This window comes from Brevibacterium marinum (assembly GCF_011927955.1).
Classification (GTDB): Bacteria; Actinomycetota; Actinomycetes; order Actinomycetales; family Brevibacteriaceae; genus Brevibacterium; species Brevibacterium marinum.
In genome coordinates, this window is record NZ_JAATJN010000001.1 from 854,777 (window position 1) to 881,188 (window position 26,412).

Here is a 26,412-nt window from a genome sequence, read left to right on the forward strand (position 1 = left end):
CTTCAGATTCATTTTGTAGTGGCAATCCTATATTAGGATTGTGTCACCATCGATGTTGTCCGAACGGACTGAATTCGCAAAGAAGGATCGGGAGCCGCCGATGAGTGTGAATCCTCCTCCGCCCGGGAGTGGCCGCGACAACGAGCGGAACGGCGACAATCAGCAAAGTCACTGGCCGAACCCCTCGGGGCACCCGTCCGGCAATGGATGGAACCAGCAGCCGGAATCAGGATGGGATCAGCAGTCCGATACTGGTTGGGGCCAGTCTGGTTGGGGTCCTCCGCAGTCGAACAACGGGTGGGGTGGTGGTTCCGCAGCGGGTCCCCCTCCTCCACAGTATCCTCGGCCGAAGCGTCCCCAGAGTGATGCCCTCCAGGCTCAGGCTGCGCAGGGACAGGGCGCACAGGGGCAGGCTGCATACGCGCAGTATGCGCAGGGCCCATATGCCGCAGCTCCGGCGACGAAACCGCGCAGTCGGAAGGGGCTCATCGCCCTGGGCGCGGTCCTCATCATCTTCGTCGGTCTCGGGATCGGATGGGGCGCGGCCACCCTGTTCGGCAACAGCTCCGATGAAGATACGGTTGCGGCACCCGCCTCCTCCGAGGCGAAGAGTCCGAGCGACGAGGCCTCCTCGAGTCAGGGCCCGTCCGAGAGCCCCGAAGCCTCCGAGTCACCGACTCTGCCGGGGGACCCGGCCGAAGCCCTCGACCAATTGGTCGACACCGATCGGCCCAGCGTCAAGTCCGACCTCAACGGGAAATGGGTGCCTCAGCTGAGCTCGAAGAAGCTGGGGCTGGAAGCCGAGGGAAAGACCTGGGAGGAGAAGGACATCCTCGCCGAGCACCAGGAGCTGCGGGAAGAGTTTCCCCGGGTGCAGCTGGTGTGGTCGGGCGACTTCTCCAGTTTCAAGGAAAACGACTTCTGGGTCACGATCGTGGGAATCGGATACGACGACCCCGAGGAGGCACTGTCCTGGTGCTCCGCGCACGGTCTCGGCGCCGATTACTGCTACGCGAAGCAGCTCAACACCTCGGGCGGCACCGAAGGCACGACCCGACTCCAGGACTGAACCGCATTCCGACTCAGACCCGGCGTCGGTTTCGCACCAAGTGCACGAGGATGCCGATGGCCAACCAGACCGCGCCGATGATCAGCGCCAAGGGGTTCGCGCTGACGAGGACGATGACGAGCAGGCCGGCGCCGACCACAGGGATCAGACCGTGCTTGAACCAGCTGGGTGCCTCCTCACCGCGACGTTTGACGAGGAAGTAGCCGATGACGGCGGCCTGGACGAAGATGAACGCGCTCAACGCACCGACATTGACTATCGACGTCAGCTGGTCGAGACCATCCGCCCGAGTCGTGGCCCACCCGGCGACGACGACATTGCCGATCGCAGCGACGAGGATGCCCTTCCACGGAACACCGGTCCGTGTCGAGACCTCGCCGAGGAACTTCGGCACCTGACCGCTGCGGCCCATGTCCATGAGGATGCGCGAGCCCGCGGCCTGCCCGATCATCGCAGAGAAGGCAGCACCGACGGCCTTGGCCAGCGCCAGCAGCCAGTGCACCCACGCCCCGAGCGTGGCGTCGACGGCACTGTAGTAGGCCGCTCCCTCCAGTTCCGGGTCGGCCTGCAGATCGGCGGGCGAGGTCGAGGAGAGCAGGCTGCCGACCCAGGTCTGGGCGACGAAGAAGACCCCCGCGAGAATGAGGCAGAACAGGGTGGCGCGACCGACGATCTTCGGGCCGCCCTTGGCCTCCTCGGCGAATGTCGCCAGAGAGTCGAAGCCCAGATAGGACAGCACGGCGACGGACACCGCGGCGAAGACCGCAGCGATCGAGAACGTGCCCACACCGGTCAGCGGGGACAGCCAGTCGCGGCTGGGCCCATTGGCGGCCAGATAGATGACGCCGAGGACGAGGACCAATCCGAGCACGGCGACTTCGACGAGCACGACGATGGTGATGACCCGAGAGGCGATCTTCACTCCGGCGAGGTTGAGTCCGGTGGTGAGGACGACGGCGACGCCGGTGAACAGCCACACGGGCACGCTCGGGAAGATCGAATTCAGGGCGATGCCCGTGAACAGGTATGCCACCGACGGGATGAAGAGATAGTCGAGGAGGATCATCCAACCGGCGACGAATCCGGCCCGCTTTCCGATGCCCGCCGAGGCGTAGGCGAAGACCGTTCCCGCCCGCGGAATCTCCCGCGACATGCGCATATAGCTGACCGCCGTGAACGACATGACGATCGTGGCCACAATGTAGACGAGAGCGACCGCCCCGCCCGAATTCGCGTCGAGCGTGCCGAAGACCCCGACCGCGGCCGCGGGACCGATGAAGACGAGTCCGATGAAGATGAGTTCGGTCAGGCCGATGCTGCGGCGAAGCTCGCCGGACTTCCCTGTGGCGCCGTCCGTCTTCCCCGTGGTACGGCCGGGCTTCCCTGCGGCTCCGCCCGCCGGCTCAGGGGTCGAGGAGCTCAAGCTCTTTCGACCAGCTTCGCGGCCACGGCCAGGTCTTCCCAGGACATCCCCGAACCCTTGAAGATGAGCGTCCGGTCCGCTTCGGCGCTGACCTCGCCGTTGCTGAACCGCTTCATCGTCACGAGTTCGTCCGCGTCGAGAGTTCCTTCGGAGATCGCGAGGACGACGTCCCCGCCCTCCCGCAGAACGGTGCTGAACTCCTCAACGATCACCATCGCCGAGGTGAATAGCTCGGCGGGCAGCTCACGGGAGTGAGGATCGTGGGAGCCGCAGGCCATGACCACGGCCCCGGGTCTGACGAGATCCGCCGAGAACAGGGGTTCGCCGGCGGTGGTGGCGGTGACGATGACGTCGGCGGCACGCAGTGCTGCGTCCACCTCGGCGGTGTGGGCCTCGAGCACCTTTCCGCGGTCACGGGCATCGGCGGTGACCTGATCGGGGGAACGGACGACGAAGGTGACATCGCCCAGTTCGACGTCGAGGACGTCGGCGATCGTGTCCGCATGCCCGACCCCCTGCGGCCCGGCTCCGAAGATCACGACGTTGACCGCCTGGGTGAACCTGTCCAGGGCCGGTTCGACCGCGGCCAAGGAGACCGCCGGGGTGCGCAGCGTCGTCAGTGCGGCACCATCGATGACGGTGCGCAGCTCGAGCGTCGTGCTGTCGTACATGAGGTACTGGGCCATGATCCGCGGCAGCCCGCGTTCGCTGTTTCCCACGGAGACGCCGACGAGCTTGACCCCGACCCAATCACCGATCTCCGAGGGCATGAAGATCATGTTCCCGGCCGAGATGTCGCTGATCGTGCGTGGAATGTCATCGCTGGGATCGAAATCGCCCGCGAGCGCCTCCCGCAGGGAAGCGACCGCCTCGGCGGGGGTCAGCGTGGCGAAGACTGCCTCGGTGTCGAGGTACCTCACTGCGTCCATCGGTGTGCACATCCTTCGTGATTCGGTCGTGGAACCGACCCTATGCCACCCCCGGTCGGGATGTGAATGCGGTTCAGTCCGTGTGCTGGGCAGCGAGGATGCGTGCCTCACACATCACCCTGAGCCGCGGCTTCATCCGTCACTGTGAGTCGCATTTTCACACATCGCGCTGAGCCACCGAGGCGGCGACCTCGTGGAGGATCTCGAGCGCTGCGGCGATGATCGGCTGGCCGGCCGATCCGCTGCGCACTCCGGTGAGGATCTTGCGCGAGGGGACCGGGTCGCCGCGTAGCGGCACGCGGGCCACATCGTAGCCATCGGGCAGGCGGGCCAGGCGGGGGATGAGTGCGACACCCAGCCCGGCCGAGACCAGAGCCGCGCCCGTCTCCCACTCCCGCGACTGGTGTGCGTTCTCCGGAAAGAAGCCCGCGGCCGCACACGCGGTGCGCACGAGTCGGTGATACGGCGAGCCCGGGCGATCGAGGATCCAGCTCTCCTCGGCGGCCTCGCTCAGCGACACCGCGGAACGGGTCGCCAGCCGATGATCGCTGCGGACGAGGAGATCGAGACGGTCGCTGACCAGGGCATTCTGTTCGAACCGGATATCGCTGCGTGGCGGCAGCGGATCCGTGGCCACGACGACGGCGATGTCGGCCTGCTCGGTGACGAGGAGTTCGAAGCACTCCTCGGGTTCGGCCTCGATGATGGTGACCTGCGAATCGCCGAAGAGCTCGTCCACCCTCTCCGCGGTCGGCGGCAGCAGGGTCGCCGCGGCCGTGGAGAAGCCGCACAGGCGCAGCCGCCGCTGTCGCAGGGCACTGCCCGCATCCGCCTCGGCGAGTTCGCCCCGGATCTCCTCCCACCGGGTGAACAGCTCCTGCGTGCGCTCGAGCAGAAGCTGCCCCACGCGGGTGAGGACGAGGCCCCTCCCGCGCTGTTCGAGGATGGGCAGACCGAGGTCCTTGGACAGGGACCTCAGCTGGTGGGACACGGCCGACGGGGTGTAGCCGAGGCGGTGTGCGGCCTCGGTGAGGGTGCCGACTTCGGCGAGGACGCGGAGGACGTGGAGGCGCTGATCGATCATGCAATATTGTTACACGGTCCAGGTGAAAAAGATTCGCTTTTCTTTGCAGGATTCCCGGCGGACACTGGCAGAAAGCAACAGCAATCGCAGCGAGGCGGTGACACCGATGACTTTGGCATACGAAGTCGATCCCCGAACCACGACCAGCACCTTCGACCCGGATCGTCTCATCGATGAGCGTCGACCCGGGTACTGTCTCGACGCTCCCTTCTATCTGTCCGAGGAGTTCTTCCGCCGGGACGTCGACGCGGTGTTCGCCTCGACCTGGATCTTCGCGGCGGCCGCCGCCGAGGTGCCCGAGCCCGGCGATTTCGTCACCATCGACATCGGCGACTACTCGGTCATCATCATCCGCGATGACGACGAGGAGATCCGCGCCCACCACAACGTCTGCCGCCACCGCGGCGCTCGCCTCCTGTCCGAGGCCAACGGGTCCGTGGGCAACATCGTCTGCAGCTACCATCAGTGGACCTATTCTCCCGAGGGCGACCTCATGTCCGCAGGCGTCCAAGCTCCCGGCTTCGACAGGACCTGCTTCTCACTGCGCTCGGTCAACGTCCGTGTCGTCTCGGGACTCGTCTTCATCTGCCTCGCGCAGGATCCTCCGGAGGATTTCGCCGAGGCGGCCGCTCGGATCTCTCCCTACATCGAACCGCACGCCCTGGACAGGACCAAGGTCGCCGCCCAGGTCGACCTCGTCGAGCACGCCAATTGGAAGCTCGTCATGGAGAACAACCGCGAGTGCTACCACTGCGAAGCCGGTCACCCCGAGCTGACCTGCACCTTCTTCCCGACCTACGGGTACAGGCCCGAGGAGATCCCCAAACGCCTCAAGCCCGCCTACCAGCGCTACCTCGACGCCGAGGAGCGACTGCGCGTCAACAGCGAACGCAACAACCTGCCGACCGAACTCATCGAGGAGCTCAGCGGTCGCCCCACCGGGTTCCGGATCGAACGGGCCGCGCTCGACGGCAAGGGTGAGTCGTACACGATGGACGGTGCGGCCGCCTCGGCGAGGCTCCTCGGCGAATTCGACACCGCAGAGCTGGGGCGGCTGTCGATGCACACCCAGCCCAACGCCTGGTTCCACTTCATGGGCGACCACGCGGTCACCTTCTCCCTCGTGCCGCTGGGCCCCGATAAGACACTGGTCCGCTCGACCTGGCTGGTGCACGAGGACGCCGTCGAGGGCGTCGACTACGACGTCGAGAACCTCACAACCGTGTGGAAGAAGACGAACGAGCAGGACGCGGCCCTGTGCGCGAAGGCCCATCGGGGCATCTCCTCACCGGCCTACCTGCCCGGACCCTACGCCCCGACGGAGGCCGACCTCGAGGAATTCTGCACCTGGTACATCGAACGGCTCAAGGCCCACCGCGGTGACGGTGAGCCAGGAGAGAGGAGCATGCCATGACCGTGTCACAGAACGCCGGCCCCGCAGTCGACACCGGCTCGCCCGCCGCCAACGACCGCGCGAGGTTTGCCGACTCCGCGAACGCCGGTGAGACATTTGCCGACGACGGCCTGACGGGCATGGTGGAGTGCACCGGGAGGACCTCGCTGACCCACGATGTCACGAGCTTCGACTTCTTCGCTCCATGGCTGAACCGGATCGACTTCGAGCCCGGCCAGTACGTCACCGTGCGCGTCCCCGAGCTCGGCCTCGAACGCTGCTACTCCATCTCCTCGGCGCCGTTCGGCACCAACACGTTCACGCTGACGATCAAACGCGTCGACGGCGGTGCGGTCTCGACCCATCTGCACGATGTGCTCAAGGTCGGCGACCGCATTCACGTCGACGGGCCCTACGGGCTGTTCAGCACCAGCTTCCACGCTGGGAACAGGCATCTGTTCGTCTCCGGCGGTTCGGGCATCTCCCCGATCATGTCGATGGTCCGATCCCTCTTGGCGCGACCGGCCGGGACCCCGACCGACATCGTCCTCATCCACAACGCCGCCACCCCCGAGGACATCATCTTCCGCGCCGAGCTCGAGCAGCTCGCGGAGGTTCCCGGGGTCAGTGTCGTGACGATGTGCTCGCGCGACTCGTCCGCGGAGGTGTGGGCCGGACGACGTGGTCGGATCACCCGTCGGACCCTCGCCGAGGTGGTCCCCGAGCCGGCAGATCGCGAGACCTTCGTCTGTGGTCCCGCCGACTACATGTCCGCAGTTCGGATCATGCTCGACGAGCTCGGCGTCCTCGGCTCTCGGGTGCACGAGGAGTCATTCGTCTTCGCCACATCCCCGGCCGAACGGCTCGCGCGGAAGGGCCGCGAGGCGGAGGCGCCGGCCACGTCAGAACCCGGTGAGTCTGCGTCGGGCACAGCAGGGACCGCAGCAGGAGGGTCACCGCTGTCGAGCTTCGGCATCGAGTTCACCTCCAGCGGCAAGCACATCGACTGTGACCGGGAGACCACCGTCCTCGACGCAGCCGTGGAGGCAGGCATGGTCTTTCCCTCCTCCTGTGAGGAGGGCATGTGTGGGACCTGCAAATCCGTGCTGGTCAGTGGTGAGGTCGAGATGAACCATGCCGGTGGCATCCGGCCCAAGGAGATCGCGGCAGGCAAGTTCCTGCCCTGTTGCTCGACCCCGCTGAGTGATCTCGTCGTCGAGAGGTGACACGCACCGTGACGCGACGTGCGCAGTTCAGTGACCTGCGATGTGCGCGGTTCCAGTGTCGTGATGTGCGCGGTTCAGTGACCAGCGATGCCGAGGACGATCGTCTGCACCCGGGGGATGAGTTCGGCGAGTTCGTGGTGTTCGACGCGCAGCCACTGCTCCAGCTGAGCCGCCGAGAGAACGGACATGATCGCCTCGGCACGCAGCCGTGGGGCCTCGGTGTCGATCTCCTCGACGAGAATCTCGACATGGCGACGCCAGAAGGGGTAGACCACTCGGTCGAAACGGCCGCGGGGGCTCGACGCCTCGGTGAGGAGGACGAGATCGAGATTGCCGGTGATGTGCTTCATGTACGCTTCGGCGAAGGCCGCCAGACGTTCGACACCGGGTGCTCCCGGCCCCAGGGGAGGCGGGCCCTGGAGCATGCGCGCGTGCATATCGCGGACTCGATCGTCGAGCAGCGCCGAGGCGATTCCCGCTTTGTCGGTGAAGTTCCTGTAGAGCGTGCCCTTGCCCACACGAGCCCGCTTGGCCAGCTCGTCCATGGTCAGTCCCGCGACGCCCCGTTCAGTCAGGAGCTGTCCGGCGGCATCCAGGATTCGACGCCGATTCCGCTGGGCGTCTGCGCGCAGCGGCGGCTCGGTCGATGCCAAGGGGAGGAGTGCCCTTCCAAAAGCGGACTGTGGTCCGGTATGCTCGCTCATATTCGGACTATAGTCCGGATCCGATTCCGGAGGGAAGTCTCGCGGGGCAGTCCTGCGGGGTGCACCGGACAGGGGCTTCATTGTGAAGTTCCGGCAGCGATTCCAAGGAGGCAGCGATGACATTCGTCAAGGTCGAGCAGCACGGAGGCCCGGAGGCATACGTGCAGGTGGAGAACGAGGACCTGACGCTCGGTCGGGGCCAGGTCCTCGTCGAACTGAGCGTGTCGGGAGTGAACTTCCTCGACGTCGTACAGCGTCGTGCGGCACTGCCCACGCCATTCCGGGCCGGAGTCGAGGGCGTCGGCCGGATCTCCGCTGTGGGCGACGGCGTCACGGACCTTGCGGTCGGTGCACGGGTCGGATGGATGACCGGCGGTCAGGGCAGCTTCTCCCAGTTCGCACTCGTCCAGGCCGATAAGGCGGTCGTGCTGCCCGACGACATCGATGACGAGACCGCCGTGGCCGCCCTCATGCAGGGCATCACGGCTCATTATCTGACGAGCGACACCTATTCGGTCTCGACCGGGGACGTCGTCCTCGTCCACGCCGCGGCCGGTGGACTCGGCCAGCTGCTCACCCAGGTCGCCGTGCTCAAGGGGGCCACCGTGATCGGCACGACCTCGTCCGAGGAGAGGGCCGAGACCGCCCGGAGGAACGGAGCCGCCCACGTCTTCGGCTACGAGGACTTCGCGGAGAAGACTCTTGAGGTCACGGACGGCGTCGGCGCTTCTGTGATCTACGACGGTGTCGGCGCGACGACCTTCGACAACGACCTCACCGCAGTGCGGACCCGCGGGACCATCGTGGTCGTCGGCAATGCCGGCGGTCCGGTCCCACCGGTCGACGTCAACACCCTCAACACCTCGGGCTCACTGTTCCTCACTCGCCCGACCGTCGCCGACCACGTCCGCACCCCGGAGGAGATCCGCGGCAGAACGGATGAGATCTTCACATGGATCAGAGACGGTGACCTCTCGGTCACCATCGGCGCCCGGTATCCCATCGCCGAGGTGGGCGCCGCCTTCACAGCGCTCGAATCCCGTGCGACGACCGGAAAGATCGTGCTCGAACACTGAGATGCCGAACACCGGGTGGTCTGATTCCTCTGTGGCCAAGCGTTGCTGCCCACTGAACGTCAGTTCTTGAGCTGGGCCTCCCGCAGACCATAGGTCCCCAGTACATAGGGTTCGAAATCGACGACATCGCTGCTGATTCCGTACAGCGCCTTCTGATAGGCGACCGGGATGATCGGCGCTTCGTCGGCGACCTTCTGCTGGATCTTCGCGTAGAGCGCGTTCTGCTTCTCGGGATCGGGTTCGGCCAGGGCCTGCGATGACCACTTCTTGACCTGCGGGTCGCCGTAGCCGGAGCGGATGCCCGAATCGTCGGTGACCGCGAGGAAGTTGATCATCTGCGAGGTGTCGGAGACGTCAGAGGTGGCATAGCCGACTTGGACCTCGAAGTCGCCGTTGGTGCGGTTCGTCGTCAGTGTCGCATCGTCGAGTTTCTGCACATGGACCGTGATACCGAGGTCCTGCCATGACTGCTGGGCGATCTGCGCCAGCAGCTCACGGTCGGCCACGCCGGATGGGATCTGGATCGTGATCTCCAGTCCTTCCGCGTGGTCGGACTCGGCCATGAGCTTCTTGGCCTTGTCCATGTTGTACTCGCCGCCGTCGATGCCCTCGGCATGGCCGGTCAGGCCGGGGGAGATGAAGGAGCTCGCCGGATCCGCGTAACCGGCATAGACGACATCGACGACGGACTTCCGGTCGACCGCATAGGACATAGCCCGGCGCACCTTCGGGTCATCGAGGCCGTCCACCTTGTTGTTGAGGTTGAAGTAGAGGATCTTCGTCGATTCGAAGGCCGTGGCCGAGACATCCTGTGACCGGTCCATGGTGCTCATGCTCAAGGGAGCAGGTTCCTCGTTGATGTGGGCCTGTCCGCCCTGGAGCTGCAATCGGCGGGTGTTGTCCTCGGAGACCACATTGAATGTCACCGAGTGCAGGTTCGGTACGCCCTCCTGCCAGTAGGCATCGTTGCGGACGAGTTTGAGGCTTTGACCCTTCGTCCAGGAGTGGACCTTGAAGGGTCCGGTGCCATCGGCATGTGTTGCCATGTACTCGGCGTCGTGGCCGCCGAAGTCGTCCGGGTAGATCGCGGCGGCGAACAGGGCCATGTAGCTGGGCAGCGGACCCCACGGTTTGGACAGCTCGATCTTCACCGTCGAGTCGTCGACCTTCTTGACGTCGTCGATGAGGGTGAATTCGCCGGCCCAGAGATTGGCATCGTCACTTTCGTCCCGCGCGTAGTTGAGGGAGAAGACGACATCGTCGGCCGTGAGCTCCTTGCCGCTGTGGAACTTCACATTCTCACGCAGATTGAACGTCCACGAGAGCTTGTCCTCCGACTCCGTCCAGTCCGTCGCGAGGCCCGGCACGACGCCTGTCCCATCGGGTTTGTTCAGCGTCAGCGTCTCGTACACCTGCTGCAGCGTCCAGATGTCGGAGTTCAGGGTCGTGGTCGGCGGCAGCAGGGTGGTGGCGTCAGTGCTGCGAGCGAAGATGAGGTCGCCGCCGTTGGCTGGAGGACCGTCGTCGCCCGGTCCGCAGCCGGTGAGGATCAGCAGGGCGGCGGCCATGATTCCGAGGAATCTGGACGTGTGTCTGGCGATCATTAGCGGCCTCCTTCCCTCGCCGAGATGGTCCGTCGTGGCGCGGTGGAATCTCGTGTCGTATCGGTCGGGGTTCTGGCGGGATCATTCGTGGGGTCGCCGGCGCCGCGATCGAGGAAGGCGCTGTCGAAACGCGGTATGGCCCTCAGCAGTGACTTCGTGTACTCCTCGCGGGGATTGTCGAAGATCTCTGCCGTCGAACTGCTTTCGACGAGGACTCCGTTGTGGATGACGCAGACGCGTTCGCACAGACTCCTCACCACGGCCAGGTCATGGGAGATGAAGAGGATGGACAGGTCCAGCTGTTCGCGCAGTCGGGCGAAGAGTGCGATGATCTCCGCCTGCACGCTGACATCAAGGGCAGACACGGCCTCGTCGGCCACGATCGCTTCGGGCTGGACCGCGAGTGCTCGGGCGATGGCCACTCGCTGGCGTTGGCCGCCGGACATGGCCGTGGGTGTGCGGTCGAGGAATTCGACCGGCAGGCGCACCATGTCCATGAGTTCGACGCATCGGCGCTTCAGCGCAGCGCCCGAGGCGAGCTTGTGGTGCCTGATCACCTCGGTGAGGGTGTTGCGCACGGTGTACCGGGGATCAAGTGAGGCGAAGGGATCCTGGAAGACCATCTGGACGACCCGCCACTGTTCGGCGCTGCGCTTCGGTCCAAGCTCGCGGCCGTCGAAGGAGACTCCGCCCGAATAGTCGCGCTGCAGGCCGCAGATGACTCGGGAGACCGTGGATTTTCCGGAGCCCGATTCCCCGACCAGGCCGACGATCTCACCCGGGGCGACTTCGAGGCTGACGTCATCGACCGCTGTGAAGGCTCGCTCGCCCCGCCCGAAGATGACGGTGATGTTCTCGGCACTGAGCCCGGACCCGGGCGAGGGGCTCGGGCCGGCGGCTGATCCTCGACCGGAGGCGTCGTCCTGTGACAGCAGTCGTGTGCTCATCTCACTCTCGCGATCTGTACACCGTCGTCGATCCGCGGAGTCGCCGACAGGAGTGTGCGTGTGTAGTCCTCCTGCGGCTCGTCGAAGACGCTCTGCAGGGTCCCGCGTTCGATGATCTGCCCGTTCTTCATCACACTGATGCTCGTGCACAGTTGGGCGACGACGGCGAGATCATGGGTGACGTAGAGCAGTCCCAGCCCATTCTTCTGCTGCATGGTGCGGAAGAGGTCGAGCACCTGGGCCTGGATCGTCACGTCCAAGGCCGTGGTGGGCTCGTCGCAGAGGAGGATTTCGGGTTCCTGGGCTAGGGCGGCCGCGATCATCACGCGCTGCCGCATGCCGCCGGAGAGTTGAAACGGGTAGTCGGAGACGCGGCGTTCGGGGTCTGCGATTCCGACTCGGTCCATGAGGTCGACCGCGAGGTCGTGCGCGGCGCGTCGGGACAGACCCTTGTGCTCGGCGATGGCGTCGGTGATCTGTCGGCCGACCTTCATCACGGGATTGAGCGCGATCGCCGGTTCCTGGAACACCATCGAGATTCCGGTGCCGCGGACGTTCTGGTCGTAGCGTCGACCGCTGCCCGAGGTGAGGATGTTCTTCCCGCGGAAACGGACCTCGCCCTCGACCACAGTGGCCGCAGGCGGCAGCAGCCCGAGAATGGTGCGCAGGGTCATCGACTTCCCGGACCCCGATTCGCCGACGAGGCCCATCGGCTCCCCGGGTTCGAGTGTGATCGAAACATCGTCGAGGATCCGACGCCTGCCGACCTCCCCGTCGATGTCGACGGTCAGCGAGTCGACCTCGAGCAAGGGCTGGGACGCCGTGGGTCGGGACTGCGTGGGCTGTGTCGTCACGGGTTCAGGACTCATGAGGCTCACTTCTTCGGCTTCAGGATGTTGGTCAGGCCGTCACCGATGAGCGCCAGGGCCAGAGACACGAGGACGACGGCGAATCCCGGCCACAGGATGAGTCCATAGTGGCCGGTGCCCATGTACTGCTGTCCGTCATTCATCATCTGTCCCCAGTCTGCTGTCGGCGGCACGATGCCCATGCCGAAGAAGCTGAGGGTGACGACGACGCCGATGTTGAGCACGATGTCGGACATGCCGTAGATGATTCCCTGACTGACTGTGTTCGGGATGACGTGGCGGGTGAGGATGCGTGGCGTCGACAGTCCGCTGGTCCGGCAGGCGGAGATGAACTCCTCTTCCCGCAGCACGAGGACTTCACCGCGGACGATGCGGGCGTATGCGACCCAGGAGACGAGACTGATCGCAACGAAGATGCTGGCCATGCCATTTCCCATGACGAACACCAGCACAATGACGAGCACATAGAAGGGGAACGCAGAGACGATGTCGGCCAGACGCATGATGACGACATCGACCCACCTCCCGAAATACCCCGCCAGAGACCCCAAGATCGTGCCGACGATGAACGGAACGATGACCGCGATGACGGCGACCATGAGATCGATGCGCCCGCCGTTGAGGAACCGGGAGAGGATGTCGCGGCCCAGCTGATCGGTGCCCAGGGGGTGGGCGAGCGAGGACGGACCGAAGGCGTTGAGAAGGTCCTGACGATTCGGATCGGCAGTGACGAACAGGGGCCCGATCGCCAGAATCGCGACAATGACGCCTAAGATGACCAGGCCGATCCACAGCTGCAGATTGTGGCGCCGGAGGAATGCCGGCAGCGGCATCGTGAATCTGGCCTGGGGTGCGAGAGGTTCGGCGGACATGCTCACCCTCCCAGCCGTACGCGTGGATCGACGAGGCTGTAGACGATGTCGGTGAGCAGATAGACGAGGACGACGAGGATGCCGAAGACGACGGTCAGGGCCTGGACCACGTTGTAGTCGCGGGCGAGCACCGACTGCATCAGCAGGGAACCGGCACCCGGGATCGCAAACACGTTCTCGACGATCAGGGCGCCTCCGACGAGGTGCCCGACCTGGATGCCGAGGATCGAGACTCCCGTGATCCCGGCATTGCGGAACGCATAGTTGGCTACAGTCTTGGACCGGCTCAACCCCTTGGACATCGCGAAGTTCGTGTACTCGGCCGACAGGGAGTCGTTGAGCGCCGCGGTCAGGCTGCGGATGAGCACGGGACAGATGGTGAGTGCGACAGCGATCCCCGGCAGCACGAGAGAATACAGATGTTCCCCGAGGTTGCGCCCGTATCCGCCGACAGGGAACAGTCCCGTATTCACTCCGAGGACGAGGATCAGCAGCGTGCCGACGAAGAATGCGGGCATGCCCTGGACCGTGGCGGTGAAGAGCCGGGAGACGACGGCCGCGGTCGGACTCTTCGTCGCTGCCACCCACAGCGCGATCGGAACCGAGATGGCGACAGCGAAGATGACTGAGACGAGCATAAGCATGAGTGTCGCGGGCATGCGCAGCTTGAGCAGCTCGAGTACGGAGGTCTGGAAGATGAACGAGGGACCGAAGTCGCCGATGACGAGGCCCCCGAGGAACTGGACATACTGAATGAGGAACGGCTGGTCGAGACCCCATGCGTGTCGCAGCTGGGCAACGGCCTCCGGAGTGGCCTTGTCGCCGAGGTAGGCCGCAGCAGGATCGCCGGGAGCGAGCTGCATGAGCACGAACGAGAGTGTGGCAACGCCGAGGACGATGGGGACCATGAGAAGTACGCGTCTGGCGATGTATTTGCCCACGGCCACTCTCTCCATCGATGAGTAAAGGTATGCTCAATCTACCTTTATGTGAACCAGCACACAATGCTCTGATAGGAAAAGTCTCCTGGCAGACGGGCTTGCCGTGGTGATGCGGTGTCAGATATCGACGGCGCGCTCACCGCAGGATGAAGCCCGGCACCAGATCATCGCGCGGGTCGACTGTGAACGTGCAGGTGGCGACCTTGTGCGACGTCGATTCGATGATCGGGATGACGCCCTCATCAGCCTCGGCGAGGACACGGGCGCGAAATCGGGTGCCGATGACGGACTCGTGCACCAGGGTCTGCCCGGGGGCCAGTTCACCGCTGACGCTGAGAGCGCCGATTCGCCCGGCGGTGCCTGATCCGCAGGGGGAGCGGTCGACCTGACCGTCTGCGAAGACCGTGATGTTCCTCTGGTGGAGCTCACCGCTGGGAAGAGTGCCGGGGCGGGTGACGAAGATGGTTCCGTAGACGCCGCTCAGGCGGTCATCGCCTGCATGCGCGGTCAGCGGATTCTGTGTCAGTGCCGCCTTCACCCGGCGGCCCAGGGCGATGATTTCGCTGACGTTCTCCGGCGCGACGGTGAGATCCATCAGGTCTGCGTCGACGCAGGCATAGATCGCACCGCCCCAGACGAGATCGACGGCGACCGGACCCCGGTCGATGGCGACCTCGATCCCCGCCGCAATGAGGCGACAGGGAACGTTGACGAAATCCACCGAGGTGACCCGGCCCGCTGCCTCGGTGTGCACGGTGGCCCTCACCCTGCCCGATGGCACGTCGATGACCACGTCGGTGACGCCGGAGTCATCGGGGACGACCAGTCCGGATTCGATCGCCCAGGCGCCCAATGCGATCGTGCCATGGCCGCAGGCGGTCGAGAACCCGTCCCTGTGCCAGAACAGCACCCCGAAATGAGCGCCCGAGTCATCGGGTGCGGTGATGAACCCGCCGTACATATCGGCATGGCCCCGCGGTTCGAAGACCAGCAGCTGACGCAGCCCGTCGATCTCCTCGCTGCCGATCGCGTTCATCCGCTTCTCCGCCACCGTGGCGCCGGGGATCGGGACCGGTGGATCGGCCACGATCCGAAACGGCTCCCCCGCGGTGTGGTAGTCGACCGTGGTGACCTCACGAGCCTCCAGCGGCATCGGTCTAGAGCCCCATCCCCACGCGCAGTCCCTCGAGGACCGCAGCGTGGACATTGCGGGAGGCGACGGCATCACCGATTCGGTAGAGGGCGAAGGGGGCGCTCGCCTCGGCGCCGGTGCTCCTGGTGATTCCGGCGGCGTCTGCCTCCGGTTGGGTACGACCGTGCACCCAGGCATCGAGCTCGATCTCGCCGAGGTTGCTCGAGGCCGGTTTGAGCGCGAAGTAGACCTCGTCGTTGGGTGTCGTCCCGAAGTCGACGACCACGGCGTCGGTCTCGACCTCGGTCTCGAGGTCGGAGTAGTCGTTGCGCAGGATCGCGTGCACGCTCCTGTCGGCGGCCACGGGCTTCGCCGCCAGTCTCTCCCCGAGGTGGACGGAGACCCCGAATTCGGAGAACACCTGCAGATAGGCGGGTGAATTCATCGAGCCGACGTCGATGCCGATGGTGCGCTCGGGGCTGACATAGGTGACCTGCTGGCCGTTGCGGGCCAGGCGTTCGACTGCGTCGAGGGCCGGATGGAAGCCGTGATCGTCATAGACGAGGACTCGCCGCTTCTGTCGGAGGCTGTCGTTCATCACATCCCAGACGTCGAAGGACGGGCCCTCCTCACGGAAGGGATAACTGGAATCCGGGATGCCTCCGGTGGCGATGATGACGACATCGGGTGACAGCGCGAGGATGTCGTCCGCCTCGGCGAATGTGTCGAACCGGATGTCGACGCCGTGCTTCCGACATTGCTGGAGCCGCCAGTCGACGATGCCGATGAGGTCATGGCGGCGTTCCGAGCGGGAAGCGATGCGCACTTGCCCGCCGTGGCAGGAATCGGCTTCGAGCAGGGTGACTCGGTGTCCGCGGACGGCCGCGACGCGGGCGGCCTCGAGCCCTCCGGGGCCGGCACCGACGATGACGACGTGCTTGGGGGCGCCCTTCGCGTCGCGGCGGATCTCCTGGGGCAGATCGGCCTCTCGGCCGGCCGCGGGATTGTGGATGCAGGTCGCCGAACCGGAGGTGTAGATGCTGTCGAGGCACATGTTCGCTCCCACGCAGGGGCGGATGTCGTCCTCGCGATCCTCCTCGATCTTCTTCACCAGGTACGGATCCGCCAACTGGGCGCGGGTCATGCCCACGAGATCGAGACAGCCGTCCTCGACCGCGTATCTGGCAGTGGGCACATCGGCGATGCGGGCGGCATGGAGGACCGGGATGTCGATGGCCTTGCGGATGCGTCGGCAGGTCTCGAGCCACGGAGCCGAGGGGGTGCCCATTCCGGGGATCGCCTCGGCGAGTTCACGGTCGGAGTTGATCATGCCGACGTTGAGGTTGAGGAAGTCGATGCCGTGCTCGGTGTAGGTGGTGAGGATGTCTGTGGCCCGATCCTCGCGCATGCCGTTCTCGCGCAGCTCGTCGGCGGCCATGCGGATTCCGACGACGAAGTCCTCGGGCACGGCGGCCTTCACTGCGTCGATGATCCGCAGCGGGAAGCGTATGAGGTTCTCCAGCTCGCCGCTGTAGTCGTCGGTGCGGGAGTTGAGCCACGGCGCGAGGAAGGAGTCGAGCAGGTGTCCCGCGTGCATGATCTCGAGGCCGTCGAGACCCGCTTCGGCGACGCGCGCGGCGGCGGTCGCGAAGTCATCGACGATCCGATCCATGTCGAAGTCCTCGAGTTCTTTCGTGAACGAACGGTGCGCGGCCTCCCTGGTCCGTGAGGCCGAGACCAGCGGCAGCCAGTAACCGGCGAAGTTCGAGGAACGATGGCCCAGGTGGGTGGTCTGGATCATCACCGCGGCTCCCTCGTCGTGGCAGTCCTGCGCCAGTGCCGCGAGCCATGGAACCACCTCGTCGGTGGACAGGTCGATGTTGCCGAAGGCCGCGGGGGAGTCCTTCGACACGATTGCGGAGCCGCCGATCATCGTCATCCCCACCCCGCCGCGGGCCTTCTCCCGGTGGTAGAGGCGGTAGCGGTCCTTGGGCATCCCGGACTCCGTGTACGCGGGTTCGTGGGAGGTGGAGACGATGCGGTTGCGCAGGGTGAGCGGGCCCAACTCGAACGGCTGGAGCAGCGGGTCTGCTGACATTGGTTCCTCCTTCGTCGCAGGAACGCGGTGCCGCCGCGGCGAGTCGTGGTCGACGGGCGGCTCGGTCGGTTTCTCTGAGTAATCGGTTACCGATTACCTGTCTCAATCGTGGAGTGCCGCGGTTATGCTGTCAATAGCCGAAGAGCAAGAAGTCGCCGACAGTGGCGATTTCGAGACGGTCGACGATTGCGGAGGTGAAGAGAACGTGGAAACAGACAGGCGGCCGGTCACCTCGCTGCGCGAGCAGGCCTTGGGGATCATCCGAGACGCCATCACCGCCGGTGAACTCGATGAGGAGCGCATCTACTCCGCAGCGGGACTCGCCAAGCAGCTGGGCATGTCCCTGTCCCCGGTGCGGGAGGCGATGATGTCCCTGGTCACCGAGGGCACCGTCGAGGCCGTGCCCAACCGGGGGTTTCGTCTGGTTCCCGTCACCTGGTCCGACCTCGAGGAGATCACTCGGGTCAGGGTGCTGCTCGCGGTCCCCGCGGTCAGGCAGCTCTGCGACCGAGCGGCCGGCCACGTCGGTTCCGAGAGCGCGGAGCCAGCCGATCCCGTCGCCGACGGTTCGTCCGGCGCTTCCGAGGGGGCGTCCGGCGCTCCCGACGGTGCGGAGGCTGCCGATGAGCCGCTCAGGATTCAACTGGAGCAGCTGCGGGAGCACGCCGCGGCGACGGCGATTGCGGCCGAAGCGGGTGATGCGACAGGATTCTTCACACACGATCGTCGCTTCCACGAGGCGCTGCTCGAATACGGGCTGGGCCGACGCGCCGCCGACATCAGTCTTCGGCTCCGTGACCAGTCGCGAGTCTTCCGGCCCCAGGGCGCAGTCGACGAGGTGAACACGACCTCGGCGCGCGAACTCTCGGCCATCGTCGATCTCATCGAGCAGGGCCGGGCCGATGAGGTGACGGAGCTCGTCACTCGCAATCTCTACTTCTTCAAGCGCACAGCCCCAGTGCCGGACGAGAGCTGAGCGCCGAGGCGACCGTGCCCGGGCGTGGTTGGCGGTTACGCCTTGTTCACGACTGGGATCGGCATGGTGTCCGGATCGATGTCGGGATTGTCGTCTTGGGTCCGTGCCAATTCGATCGCCTCCTCGTGCGTGGCGACCGTCGGGAACGAGCCGAGCAGGGGTCGGTGGGCGGACTCCCTCATGAACAGCACCGCCACGAAGGCGATGACGGAGAAGAACATGATGTAGAACGCCGGCATGTACGAGTTTCCGGTGAGATCGATCAGTGCCTGGCTGAACAGCGGAGTGGTGCCGCCGAACAGTGAGACGCCGAGGTTGAAGGTCAGTCCCATGGCTCCGTAGCGTGAGGCCGTCGGGAACAGAGCCGGAAGAGCCGATGCCAGGCAGGCGATGTAGAAGCCCGCGGGCAGGGCGACCATGAACAGGGCGATGGTGACCGCCCACATCTCACCGATCTGCATGACCGCGAAGGCGGGGACCATGAGGACGATCGTGGTTCCCGATGCGACGAGGAAGACGAACCTGCGGCCCAGCTTGTCCGAGAGCCGACCGATCAGCGGCAGACAGACGGACATGATGACGAGCACCGGAATGGTGACCACGGCGGCCTGGACGTTCGAGACCTTGACCGTCTCCTCGAGGTAGGTCGGCATGAAGCTGGTGAGAGCATAGCCGACCGTCTGCGAACCGGCGACGATGGCGATGCCGATGAGGATCTCCTTCCAGAAATGGCGGACTACTCCGATGAGGCCGTGACGGGCGTACTGATCGTCCTTGTCCTTGATGATGAGACCTCCGGCCTCGTTAGCTTCGAAGCTCGGGGTCTCGGGGATCTTCATCCGGAACCAGATGGCGACGGCACCGAGGGGAATCGCGATGAGGAACGGAATCCTCCAGGCACCGTCGGCCATGGCGTTCTCGCCGGCGACACTGGTCGAGATGACGGTGGTGATCGCGACCGTGCCCGCACCAGCCGCGAAGCCGATATATGACCCGACGTCGAGCCAGGAGGACCAGAAGCCGCGCGACTTGTCGGGAGAGAATTCTGAGACGTAGGTGGTCGCTCCAGCGTATTCGCCCCCAGTGGAGAAGCCCTGGATCATCTTGAGCAGGTAGAGGGGGACGATCACCCACAGGCCGACCTGTGCCGCCGTAGGCAGAACGCCGATGAGGGCGGTGGCCGTGGCCATCGTGGCCATCGTGAAGAAGAGGACCTTCTGGCGTCCGACCTTGTCACCGAGCGGTCCGAGCACCATGCCGCCGAGCGGACGCACGAGGAAGGAGACCGCGAACCCGAGCAGAGTCACGAGGAGACCCATCTGCCTGTCCATGCCCTCCGTGAAGACGGACGTCATGGTCACAGCGAGATAGCCGTAGACGCCGAAGTCGAACCATTCCATGAAGTTGCCGACAGTTGTTCCTCCGATTGCGGTGCGGATGGACCGGGGCTCGACAACGATGCAGTGGTCGGCTTCCAGACGCTTCTTCTTGAGGGCCTTCCGTCCCCGGCGAGAGGGTCTGTTCTCCTTGGCGGCAGGTGTTTCGAGTCCTTCTGACATCAGCGGTTCCTCGTTTCCGATGCAATTCGGGTATCCATCGCCTGCAGGGCTCGTCGAGCCTGGGGCGATCGGTTTTCGACAATGCAGAACATCGTTACTCGATTAAACACCCGTGTCAAGAAAAATGGTGAGCCAGATCACGACAAATTTCCGAAAATGGCATGAGTTCCGGGGTTCGGCCGACAGAAGCCAGTGGTCTCAGGTCATAGACACGGCAGACGGTGAAGGACGCCGACGTCGCGAGGGCGGACGCCGGGCAGTGCTTCAATTCGCGGTTTCCGAATCCGAATCGGCCCCTGTGTCCGAGGCTGTCTGAGTGTCCGCGTCGGTCTCCGAATCCGAATCGGACTGGTCCGACGTGGACGCATCCGAATCGGCCGGAGGGGTCGAGGGGTCCTCGGGTGTCTCCGTGTCCGACGGGGGCGGTTCGTCCGGCTCGGTCGGTTCGGGTGGGTCCTCCGTCTCCGGAGGCTCGCTCGGGTCTTCTGTCTCCGGAGGCTCGCTCGGGGTCGGCTCAGGGTCGTCAGGCTCCGATGGCGATGGATCGGATGGCGTCTCGGGCGGCGGGGTGTCGGACGGGGCCTCGGGGTCCGGTCGATCGGAATCCGGAGGGCTCGGGTCTCCGGGGTTCTTCGCCCCGGAGTCGTCTGTGCTGTCGCCGTCGTCGCCGTCCTTGTCCCCCGTCGGCGAATCGTCTGTTCGATCCTCGGAGCCGCGGGCCGACTCGCCCGTCTCGTTCGGGCTGTCCGGGTCGGCTGCCTTCGAGTCCTCTGATCGGGGCTCTCCTCGGCGCCCGTCCGAACTCTCATCGTCCGGCGATTGCGGGTCGCGGCTCTCGGTGTCCGTGCCCTTGTCCGTGGTCGAGACGTTGGAGGTCGAGCTCCGGGGCTGAAAGTTCGTGGGTTCGGTCTGCTGCGGCACGATGGCGAGGCCGACGAGGGTCCCGAGGAGGCCGATGCAGGCTGCGATCACAGGGATCAGCACAGGCTTGGGCATGGTGAAAGCCGAACGCTCGGGGGCTTCGACCGTTCCGATGGCTGCAGTCGCGGCCGCAGCCGGCGCCGCATTCGAAGCCGCAGAAGCCGCGGCGGGGGCGCCGGTTTCGCCGGTCCCGGCCGAAACGGCTGCTGCTGTGCTCGCGGTGCCCTCCGATGGCGACTCTTCGGCGGCATCGTCGGAGACCGGTTCGGCGGATGCGGCATCGCGGGGGGCCGCCTCGGCGGATGCGTCTTCGTCGGGGACCGCCTCGGCCGGCGTCGTTGTGTCCGGGACTGCACCGATGGTCGGAGGGTGAGCTGCCTCGGGGGTCGTGTGCGCAATCGTGCCCGAGAGGCGCTCGATGACGATCGGAGAGGTCAGGAGTGCCGGAATCAGGGTGGAGCGGTGATCGGCGGTGAGGGCACTTTTGTCGCTCCGGGTGCGCTCCCATTCCTTCTGCAGGTTCTGGTGGGCACGGGTCGACAGCCGTTCGACGGTTGCGGTGGTGATGTGGAGCCGGTCGGCCGCGGCCTTCAGCGAGAGGTGCTCGACCCCCCGCAGCCAGAGGATCCGCTGCCAGTTGTCGGGCAGAGTCGAGAGTGCCTGCGCAGCCAGGATGCGATCCGCCTCGACAGCAGAAGCGTCGACGGACGCGCCGTTCCCGATCGAGGGGACACCGGAGGAATCCAGTTCGTCCAGACGCGCGTCGATCGCGTCGTCCACCAGCGATCTGAGGCCCTCGGCGGTGTCAGCTGTCCCATCCAGCAGGGATCTGAGGACGCTGAGGAAGGCGTCGTCGGCAATATAGCGGGCTTCGGCGCTGGGGCCGGAAGACCCGGTCCCAGTGCGGGAAGAGGCCGCTCTGGCCACAGCATCGTCGACGTAGCGGCGGTAGATCTCCGAGTAGGCGCCGGCGGTACCGGCGTCGATGAGGGAGAGGAGTTCTCCCTCGGTGAAGTCGGCGAGTTCTTCCCCTGGTTGATGTCCTTGCGCGTCCATCCGGTCCTGAATCAATCGGTTTCGTCATGCAGGCTGCCACTCGACGTTGCAGTCTGCTTCGGCTACAGCGGTGAGAATACGGGAAGCCTGCTCCCATGGTGGGAGATACTCTCGGAGGAGACTCTAGCGGAGACAAGTCTCGTTTGCAGTCAGTACCGCAATGTGAACTGCCGGAGCCGACCCGGCCGACTGCCTGGAATGACCGTACCGACCCGGGCAGAGACCGTCGACTCAGGGCGTCCCGGACTCAAGCTGACCCGGGGTATGGTCGTCCCGGACTGCGGCGGTCGCGAGTGCGTCAGTCCTTGAGGACGCGGAATGTGGCCAGTTCGGGATCGAGGGCACCGCGGACATGGCCCGTCGGGCTCGCGGCGACCGTCTGCAGGAACTCCACGGTCTCCGCTGTGATCTCCTCACCCGGGAGGACATTCGGAATTCCGGGCGGATACGCCGCCAGGGAGCTGACGCTGGTGCGACCGACCGCCTCGGCGGCGGGAACGAGCTCGGAGTCCGCGAAATACGCATCGCGCGGCAGGGCGACCAACTTTCCCGCACTCGGCAGGGCGGGGATGCCGGCCGACGCCGCGACCGCCTCGGCGGGGCCGGCCCCGGAGCCCTCGAGGCGCATCTGGTCGAGCGCGTCGAACAGGCGGCTGAGATCGGGGGACTTGCCGATGCCGATGAGGGCGACGATGGTGGTCGCCGTCGCCATCTCGGCGAAGATGTCGAAGTCCTCGGTCAGGCGCTTGCGCACCGCATGTCCGTCGAGTCCGGTCGAGGTGATGTCGATGGGCAGGCGGAAGGGGTCGATGTCGACGACATCGGGATGGTTCATGAAGTCCCCGGACAGCAGGTGATAGTGCTCGGAGCCTTCGATCCGGGCGCGGATCTGACGAATGTTGTCCAACGAATCGGAGATCGCGTCCTGAGAGTTCACGAGGTCCCGGCGGGCGATGTCGATCGAGGCCATGAGGTGGGCGTTCTCGCTCGTCGATGACGTCATCATGAAGGCACGGGCCAGTGCCGGTTCGAGACGGTTCGCGAAATCGGTGTCGCCGAGGTGGAGCATCGCGGACTGGGTGAATGAGCCGGCGAGCTTGTGGGTGCTCATGATGACGATGTCGGCGCCCAGGGTGACCGGGGATTCGGGCAGGTCCGGATGGAAGCCGAAGTGGGCACCCCAGGCGGCGTCGACGATGAGGGCAGCGCCGGCTTCGTGGGCCGCATCGGCGAGTGCACTGACGTCGGCGACGGCGCCGAAGTAGCTGGGGGTCACGAGGTAGACGGCGGAGACCTTCTCGGGGTGTGATGCGATGGCATGGCGCAGCGAGTCCGGAGTGACTCCGTGGGCGATGCCGTTGACCTCGTCGACGTTGGGGTAGACGAAGCCGGGGTTGAGTCCGGCGAGTACCAGTCCGTCGATGAAGCTCGAGTGGGCGCTGCGCTGGGTCACGACGCCCGTGCCCAGGGTGCCGACCGCCAGCGCGGCCATCCGATTGCCCTGCGAGGAGCCGTTGGTGAGGAACCAGGTGCGCCGAGCGCCCCAGGCCTCGGCTGCCAGCTGCAGGGCTTCGTCCTTCGGGGTGTCGACGCCGAGGTCGATGCCGTCGAAGAGTGGGGGGATGTCCAGGGAGAGGATGTGCTCGCAGAAGAATTCGGCCTGACCTGCAGAGATTCCCGAGGTGGTGCCGCCGTGTCCGGGGGTGGACAGGAACAGCGAATCACGCTCGGCCGCCGCTGCCAGAGCATCGGCATAGGGTGCGTGGGTCGTCGCGCTCCCCCGGAGGGCCGATCGGTCCGAGACGGAGGGCATGTGGGAATCCTGGTGCACAGTCATAGCTTCAGATTAGAAAACGAAGCCTTGCCGGGAGAATACCAACTTTCCTAAACTGATGAATACACACTATTGAGCTTAAGATCGGAGGATGATGGAACCCCTGGATACTCGCGGGCTGATCGCTCTGCGTGCGATCGCCGAATCCGGCTCGGTCGCGGCCGCGGCGACGGGTCTGGAATGGAGCCAGCCCACGGTCAATCATCACCTGCGCAACCTCGAGAGGGTCCTCGGCTCGACCCTGCTCGAACGAAGTCCCCGCGGCTCGCACCCGACGGTCGTGGGCGACCTGGTCGTCTCCCGGGCGATCGAGATCCTGGGACTGTGCGACCGCCTCGGCGCCGAGGTGGCCCTGTGGCGCGAGGCCCAGGCGGTCCCGGTCAAGATCGGAGCTGTTCCGACGGTCGGTGCCCGCGTGATCCCCAAGCTGCACAACCAACTGCAGAAGCGCCCCCGGTGGCGGACCTACGACGAGATGGCCGCGCCGAACCCCGCACCCGCGGAGATGACGACCGCCGCACTCGACGTGACCATGGATGAGCACGCGAAGCTCGTCGCCAGGCTGGAGGCCGGCGACCTCGACCTGGCCCTGCTCGTCTCGACCGACATCGACAAGTCGTGGATCCCGGCGACCCTGACGGCCAAGCACCTGTATTCGGAGCGGCTCTCCCTCTGCGTGCCGAGATCCGTCGGACCGATCGCCCTCGATGAGCACGGCATGCCCGACCTCGCGGCGCTGGTGTCGCAGACCTGGGCATTCAGCATCGACCCGGGTGATGCCATCGACGAGGTGGTCAGATCGTTCTGTGTCGCGGCCGGCTTCGAGCCGCGGGTGGGTATGCGGATGGACGACTACGCGGCGATCATCCGGATGATCGCGGCTGGGCTGGCAGTCGCGGTGATCCCCGACTCCTCGGTGCCGGAGGACCCGACGGTCGAGATCATCCCGATGCCGATGGACGCCTGCCGCCGCGACGTGCTCCTCGTGTCGCGTTCGCAGACTGCGGCGTCGAGCGCGAAGGGAGGTCGGCATGACCCGATCGTCGCCGCCCACAATGCCGCCATCGCCGAGGTGGTCGCCGACGTCGGGATCGTCACCGCGCAGTGGCGGTGACGATCGTTTTGCGGTTGTGATTGGTCAGTGCGGCTGCCAGGCGTCTTCGATCGCGACCCTCTCGGTCACTTCGGCGGGCAGCGACTTCGAGGCCAGCGCTTCGATGGTCACCTGCTCGAGGACGTCCCGGAGGGCGAAGCGGGCCGCGATCCACACCTGCTGGAGGGAGGCGGCGGCATCGTCGTACTCGACGGTTTCGGGGCGCTGGCCGTAGATCGATACCAAGGGTCCGTCGACGGCGCGGATGACATCGGCGACCGTCGTTTCGCTGGCCGGCTTCGTCAGTCTCCAGCCGCCGGACTTCCCGCGCACGGAGGCCGCGATCTCGACTCTGCGCAGATCGGCGAGGATCGATTGGAGAAAGCCCTTCGGAATCTCCTGTCGCCTCCCGAGCTCATCGGCGCTGATGGGGCCGCCGTCGCTGACGTTGGCGATTTCGATCAGCGCCCGCAGGGCATAGTCGGATTTCGTGGTGACCCGCATGCCGTCATGGTAACAGCGCGCTCAGTCGCGAGCCCCGACAAGCCCGCCGTCACAGGCGCGCGCCGGACACCCCTCAGCTTCCGGCGGCGACTTCGACCTCGGCTTCGCGGGAGGCCTCGGCGCGGCGGGACCTGCGTTGGAGCCGAACGACCTGGGCGATGAGCCCGGCCCACACGAGAGCGAGCACCGCGAGGATGACCGCGACCGTCGTCACTGATGCGCCGAGTGCCAGGGCGATCGTGCGGACGTTCGTGAGGATGATGATGCCACCGGCCGCGACCCCGAGGACCCGAGCCGGCAGGATCTTGACCAGCCAGGCGGCGAAGGGGGCGGCGATGGTCCCGCCGACGAGGAGGGCGGCGGCGATGGGCCATTCGATGCCCGAGGATCCCAGGGCGAACAGGAACCCGAGAGAGCCGCCGACGGCGACGACGAATTCGCTGGTGTCGATCGAGCCGACGACCTTGCGGGGCTCCAACCGCCCCGAGGACAGGAGCGTGGTGGTTCCGACAGGGCCCCAGCCGCCCCCGCCGATGGAATCGAGCGCGCCTCCGACGAGGCCGACGGGCACGAGCAGCGGCGCTCCCGGACGGCCCTTGAACACGGGGCGACGGCCACCGAGGGCGAGGAACCTCCAGATCACATAGGCCCCGAGGAGCAGCAGGATGCCCGAGACCCATGGCGTGGCCGCGTGCCCGCTGAGGCCGGCGAGGAACGTGGCACCGGCGAAGGCTCCGACGAAGCCCGGGGCTGCGAGGATCGAGACCGTCTTCCAGTCGACGTTGCCGAACTTGTGGTGGGAGATGCCGGAGGCCAGCGAGGTGCCGATCTCGGAGAAGTGCACTGCTGCCGAGGCTGCTGCCGGTCCGACTCCGGCCGCGAGCAGCAGGGTCGTCGAGGTCACCCCATAGGCCATGCCGAGGGAGCCGTCGATGAGTTGGGCGAGGAGCCCGACGAGCCCGAGGACGATGAGCTGGCGCATGGTGGTGACCTTTCAACCGAGGGTGATTGTCCACACCATAACCAGTAAGTTGAGTGATTTACTAGACTATGAATTTCTGTGACGGTTCCTGACGCTGTGCGTCACAGCGCCAGGATCGTG

At 65.8% G+C, this 26,412-nt stretch carries 22 protein-coding genes; 6 read left to right on the forward strand and 16 right to left on the reverse strand.

Going from position 1 to position 26,412, the window contains the following annotated elements; all coding sequences use genetic code 11:
• Nucleotides 1–100: 100 nt before the first annotated feature.
• Nucleotides 101–1,069 (forward strand): hypothetical protein, encoded by a 969-nt coding sequence (locus tag BKA07_RS19185; RefSeq protein ID WP_245161825.1) that lies wholly within the window; start codon nucleotides 101–103, stop codon nucleotides 1,067–1,069.
• A gap of 13 nt (nucleotides 1,070–1,082) precedes the next feature.
• Here BKA07_RS19185 and BKA07_RS03735 read toward each other — a convergent pair whose 3' ends face one another.
• The 3 genes from BKA07_RS03735 to BKA07_RS03745 form a co-directional block, all read right to left on the reverse strand.
• Nucleotides 1,083–2,492 (reverse strand): APC family permease, encoded by a 1,410-nt coding sequence (locus BKA07_RS03735; protein WP_167949707.1) that lies wholly within the window; start codon nucleotides 2,490–2,492, stop codon nucleotides 1,083–1,085.
• Nucleotides 2,489–3,421: an ornithine cyclodeaminase family protein gene (locus tag BKA07_RS03740; protein WP_167949708.1), complete on the reverse strand. Its 933-nt coding sequence runs from the start codon at nucleotides 3,419–3,421 to the stop codon at nucleotides 2,489–2,491. The genes BKA07_RS03735 and BKA07_RS03740 overlap by 4 nt, the downstream gene beginning before the upstream one ends.
• Nucleotides 3,422–3,578: 157 nt before the next feature.
• A complete protein-coding gene (locus BKA07_RS03745; RefSeq protein ID WP_167949709.1) occupies nucleotides 3,579–4,505 on the reverse strand; it encodes a LysR family transcriptional regulator in 927 nt (308 codons plus the stop codon).
• Between the two features lie 106 nt (nucleotides 4,506–4,611).
• Here BKA07_RS03745 and BKA07_RS03750 point away from each other — a divergent pair, with 106 nt between their 5' ends.
• Nucleotides 4,612–5,919, forward strand: a complete 1,308-nt coding sequence (locus BKA07_RS03750; protein ID WP_209043852.1) for an aromatic ring-hydroxylating oxygenase subunit alpha — start codon at nucleotides 4,612–4,614, stop codon at nucleotides 5,917–5,919.
• Nucleotides 5,916–7,124, forward strand: coding sequence for an FAD-binding oxidoreductase (locus BKA07_RS03755; protein WP_167949710.1), 1,209 nt, complete (start codon nucleotides 5,916–5,918; stop codon nucleotides 7,122–7,124). The genes BKA07_RS03750 and BKA07_RS03755 overlap by 4 nt, the downstream gene beginning before the upstream one ends.
• Before the next feature lie 74 nt (nucleotides 7,125–7,198).
• Here BKA07_RS03755 and BKA07_RS03760 read toward each other — a convergent pair whose 3' ends face one another.
• The gene (locus BKA07_RS03760; RefSeq protein ID WP_167949711.1) at nucleotides 7,199–7,828 is read right to left on the reverse strand and encodes a TetR/AcrR family transcriptional regulator; all 630 of its coding nucleotides are present in this window, start codon (nucleotides 7,826–7,828) and stop codon (nucleotides 7,199–7,201) included.
• A gap of 116 nt (nucleotides 7,829–7,944) precedes the next feature.
• Here BKA07_RS03760 and BKA07_RS03765 point away from each other — a divergent pair, with 116 nt between their 5' ends.
• Nucleotides 7,945–8,904, forward strand: coding sequence for a quinone oxidoreductase family protein (locus BKA07_RS03765; RefSeq protein ID WP_167949712.1), 960 nt, complete (start codon nucleotides 7,945–7,947; stop codon nucleotides 8,902–8,904).
• 59 nt (nucleotides 8,905–8,963) lie between these two features.
• Here BKA07_RS03765 and BKA07_RS03770 read toward each other — a convergent pair whose 3' ends face one another.
• From BKA07_RS03770 to BKA07_RS03800, 7 genes are all read right to left on the reverse strand, one after another.
• A complete protein-coding gene (locus tag BKA07_RS03770; RefSeq protein WP_167949713.1) occupies nucleotides 8,964–10,508 on the reverse strand; it encodes an ABC transporter substrate-binding protein in 1,545 nt (514 codons plus the stop codon).
• Entirely contained in the window at nucleotides 10,508–11,455 is a 948-nt protein-coding gene (locus BKA07_RS03775) for an ABC transporter ATP-binding protein (protein ID WP_167949714.1), read from the reverse strand. The genes BKA07_RS03770 and BKA07_RS03775 overlap by 1 nt, the downstream gene beginning before the upstream one ends.
• Complete coding sequence (locus BKA07_RS03780; protein WP_167949715.1) at nucleotides 11,452–12,324, reverse strand: ABC transporter ATP-binding protein; 873 nt, start codon at nucleotides 12,322–12,324, stop codon at nucleotides 11,452–11,454. The genes BKA07_RS03775 and BKA07_RS03780 overlap by 4 nt, the downstream gene beginning before the upstream one ends.
• Nucleotides 12,325–12,329: 5 nt before the next feature.
• On the reverse strand, nucleotides 12,330–13,196 hold the full coding sequence (locus BKA07_RS03785; RefSeq protein ID WP_167949716.1) for an ABC transporter permease: 867 nt from the start codon (nucleotides 13,194–13,196) through the stop codon (nucleotides 12,330–12,332).
• Nucleotides 13,197–13,198: 2 nt separating this feature from the next.
• Complete coding sequence (locus tag BKA07_RS03790; RefSeq protein ID WP_167949717.1) at nucleotides 13,199–14,137, reverse strand: ABC transporter permease subunit; 939 nt, start codon at nucleotides 14,135–14,137, stop codon at nucleotides 13,199–13,201.
• Between the two features lie 136 nt (nucleotides 14,138–14,273).
• Complete coding sequence (locus tag BKA07_RS03795; protein ID WP_167949718.1) at nucleotides 14,274–15,290, reverse strand: proline racemase family protein; 1,017 nt, start codon at nucleotides 15,288–15,290, stop codon at nucleotides 14,274–14,276.
• 4 nt (nucleotides 15,291–15,294) lie between these two features.
• Nucleotides 15,295–17,367, reverse strand: a complete 2,073-nt coding sequence (locus BKA07_RS03800; protein ID WP_167949719.1) for an oxidoreductase — start codon at nucleotides 17,365–17,367, stop codon at nucleotides 15,295–15,297.
• Between the two features lie 205 nt (nucleotides 17,368–17,572).
• Between BKA07_RS03800 and BKA07_RS03805 the strand changes: the two genes are divergently transcribed.
• Complete coding sequence (locus tag BKA07_RS03805) at nucleotides 17,573–18,343, forward strand: GntR family transcriptional regulator (RefSeq protein ID WP_342448986.1); 771 nt, start codon at nucleotides 17,573–17,575, stop codon at nucleotides 18,341–18,343.
• 35 nt (nucleotides 18,344–18,378) lie between these two features.
• On the opposite strand, the gene BKA07_RS03810 is transcribed toward BKA07_RS03805, so the two are convergent.
• From BKA07_RS03810 to BKA07_RS03820, 3 genes are all read right to left on the reverse strand, one after another.
• Entirely contained in the window at nucleotides 18,379–19,902 is a 1,524-nt protein-coding gene (locus BKA07_RS03810) for an MFS transporter (protein WP_167949721.1), read from the reverse strand.
• Between the two features lie 264 nt (nucleotides 19,903–20,166).
• Complete coding sequence (locus BKA07_RS03815) at nucleotides 20,167–21,879, reverse strand: sigma-70 family RNA polymerase sigma factor (RefSeq protein WP_167949722.1); 1,713 nt, start codon at nucleotides 21,877–21,879, stop codon at nucleotides 20,167–20,169.
• A gap of 298 nt (nucleotides 21,880–22,177) precedes the next feature.
• Entirely contained in the window at nucleotides 22,178–23,716 is a 1,539-nt protein-coding gene (locus BKA07_RS03820; RefSeq protein WP_245161826.1) for an aminotransferase class I/II-fold pyridoxal phosphate-dependent enzyme, read from the reverse strand.
• A gap of 88 nt (nucleotides 23,717–23,804) precedes the next feature.
• On the opposite strand from BKA07_RS03820, the gene BKA07_RS03825 reads away from it, so the two are divergent.
• A complete protein-coding gene (locus tag BKA07_RS03825) occupies nucleotides 23,805–24,827 on the forward strand; it encodes a LysR family transcriptional regulator (protein ID WP_245161827.1) in 1,023 nt (340 codons plus the stop codon).
• A 24-nt stretch (nucleotides 24,828–24,851) separates the two neighbouring features.
• On the opposite strand, the gene BKA07_RS03830 is transcribed toward BKA07_RS03825, so the two are convergent.
• Nucleotides 24,852–25,310 (reverse strand): RrF2 family transcriptional regulator, encoded by a 459-nt coding sequence (locus BKA07_RS03830; protein ID WP_167949723.1) that lies wholly within the window; start codon nucleotides 25,308–25,310, stop codon nucleotides 24,852–24,854.
• 73 nt (nucleotides 25,311–25,383) lie between these two features.
• The gene (locus BKA07_RS03835; protein WP_167949724.1) at nucleotides 25,384–26,292 is read right to left on the reverse strand and encodes a sulfite exporter TauE/SafE family protein; all 909 of its coding nucleotides are present in this window, start codon (nucleotides 26,290–26,292) and stop codon (nucleotides 25,384–25,386) included.
• Nucleotides 26,293–26,412: the final 120 nt, after the last annotated feature.

What these genes read in the sequence shown, in the direction of transcription:
- BKA07_RS19185 (WP_245161825.1), top strand. Translation starts at nt 101, where the DNA reads ATGAGTGTGAATCCTCCTCCGCCCGGGAGTGGCCGCGACAACGAGCGG.
- BKA07_RS03740 (WP_167949708.1), bottom strand. Translation starts at nt 3,421, where the DNA reads ATGGACGCAGTGAGGTACCTCGACACCGAGGCAGTCTTCGCCACGCTG.
- BKA07_RS03745 (WP_167949709.1), bottom strand. Translation starts at nt 4,505, where the DNA reads ATGATCGATCAGCGCCTCCACGTCCTCCGCGTCCTCGCCGAAGTCGGC.
- BKA07_RS03750 (WP_209043852.1), top strand. Translation starts at nt 4,612, where the DNA reads ATGACTTTGGCATACGAAGTCGATCCCCGAACCACGACCAGCACCTTC.
- BKA07_RS03755 (WP_167949710.1), top strand. Translation starts at nt 5,916, where the DNA reads ATGACCGTGTCACAGAACGCCGGCCCCGCAGTCGACACCGGCTCGCCC.
- BKA07_RS03760 (WP_167949711.1), bottom strand. Translation starts at nt 7,828, where the DNA reads ATGAGCGAGCATACCGGACCACAGTCCGCTTTTGGAAGGGCACTCCTC.
- BKA07_RS03765 (WP_167949712.1), top strand. Translation starts at nt 7,945, where the DNA reads ATGACATTCGTCAAGGTCGAGCAGCACGGAGGCCCGGAGGCATACGTG.
- BKA07_RS03770 (WP_167949713.1), bottom strand. Translation starts at nt 10,508, where the DNA reads ATGATCGCCAGACACACGTCCAGATTCCTCGGAATCATGGCCGCCGCC.
- BKA07_RS03775 (WP_167949714.1), bottom strand. Translation starts at nt 11,455, where the DNA reads ATGAGCACACGACTGCTGTCACAGGACGACGCCTCCGGTCGAGGATCA.
- BKA07_RS03780 (WP_167949715.1), bottom strand. Translation starts at nt 12,324, where the DNA reads ATGAGTCCTGAACCCGTGACGACACAGCCCACGCAGTCCCGACCCACG.
- BKA07_RS03785 (WP_167949716.1), bottom strand. Translation starts at nt 13,196, where the DNA reads ATGTCCGCCGAACCTCTCGCACCCCAGGCCAGATTCACGATGCCGCTG.
- BKA07_RS03795 (WP_167949718.1), bottom strand. Translation starts at nt 15,290, where the DNA reads ATGCCGCTGGAGGCTCGTGAGGTCACCACGGTCGACTACCACACCGCG.
- BKA07_RS03800 (WP_167949719.1), bottom strand. Translation starts at nt 17,367, where the DNA reads ATGTCAGCAGACCCGCTGCTCCAGCCGTTCGAGTTGGGCCCGCTCACC.
- BKA07_RS03810 (WP_167949721.1), bottom strand. Translation starts at nt 19,902, where the DNA reads ATGTCAGAAGGACTCGAAACACCTGCCGCCAAGGAGAACAGACCCTCT.
- BKA07_RS03815 (WP_167949722.1), bottom strand. Translation starts at nt 21,879, where the DNA reads ATGGACGCGCAAGGACATCAACCAGGGGAAGAACTCGCCGACTTCACC.
- BKA07_RS03820 (WP_245161826.1), bottom strand. Translation starts at nt 23,716, where the DNA reads ATGACTGTGCACCAGGATTCCCACATGCCCTCCGTCTCGGACCGATCG.
- BKA07_RS03825 (WP_245161827.1), top strand. Translation starts at nt 23,805, where the DNA reads ATGATGGAACCCCTGGATACTCGCGGGCTGATCGCTCTGCGTGCGATC.
- BKA07_RS03830 (WP_167949723.1), bottom strand. Translation starts at nt 25,310, where the DNA reads ATGCGGGTCACCACGAAATCCGACTATGCCCTGCGGGCGCTGATCGAA.
- BKA07_RS03835 (WP_167949724.1), bottom strand. Translation starts at nt 26,292, where the DNA reads ATGCGCCAGCTCATCGTCCTCGGGCTCGTCGGGCTCCTCGCCCAACTC.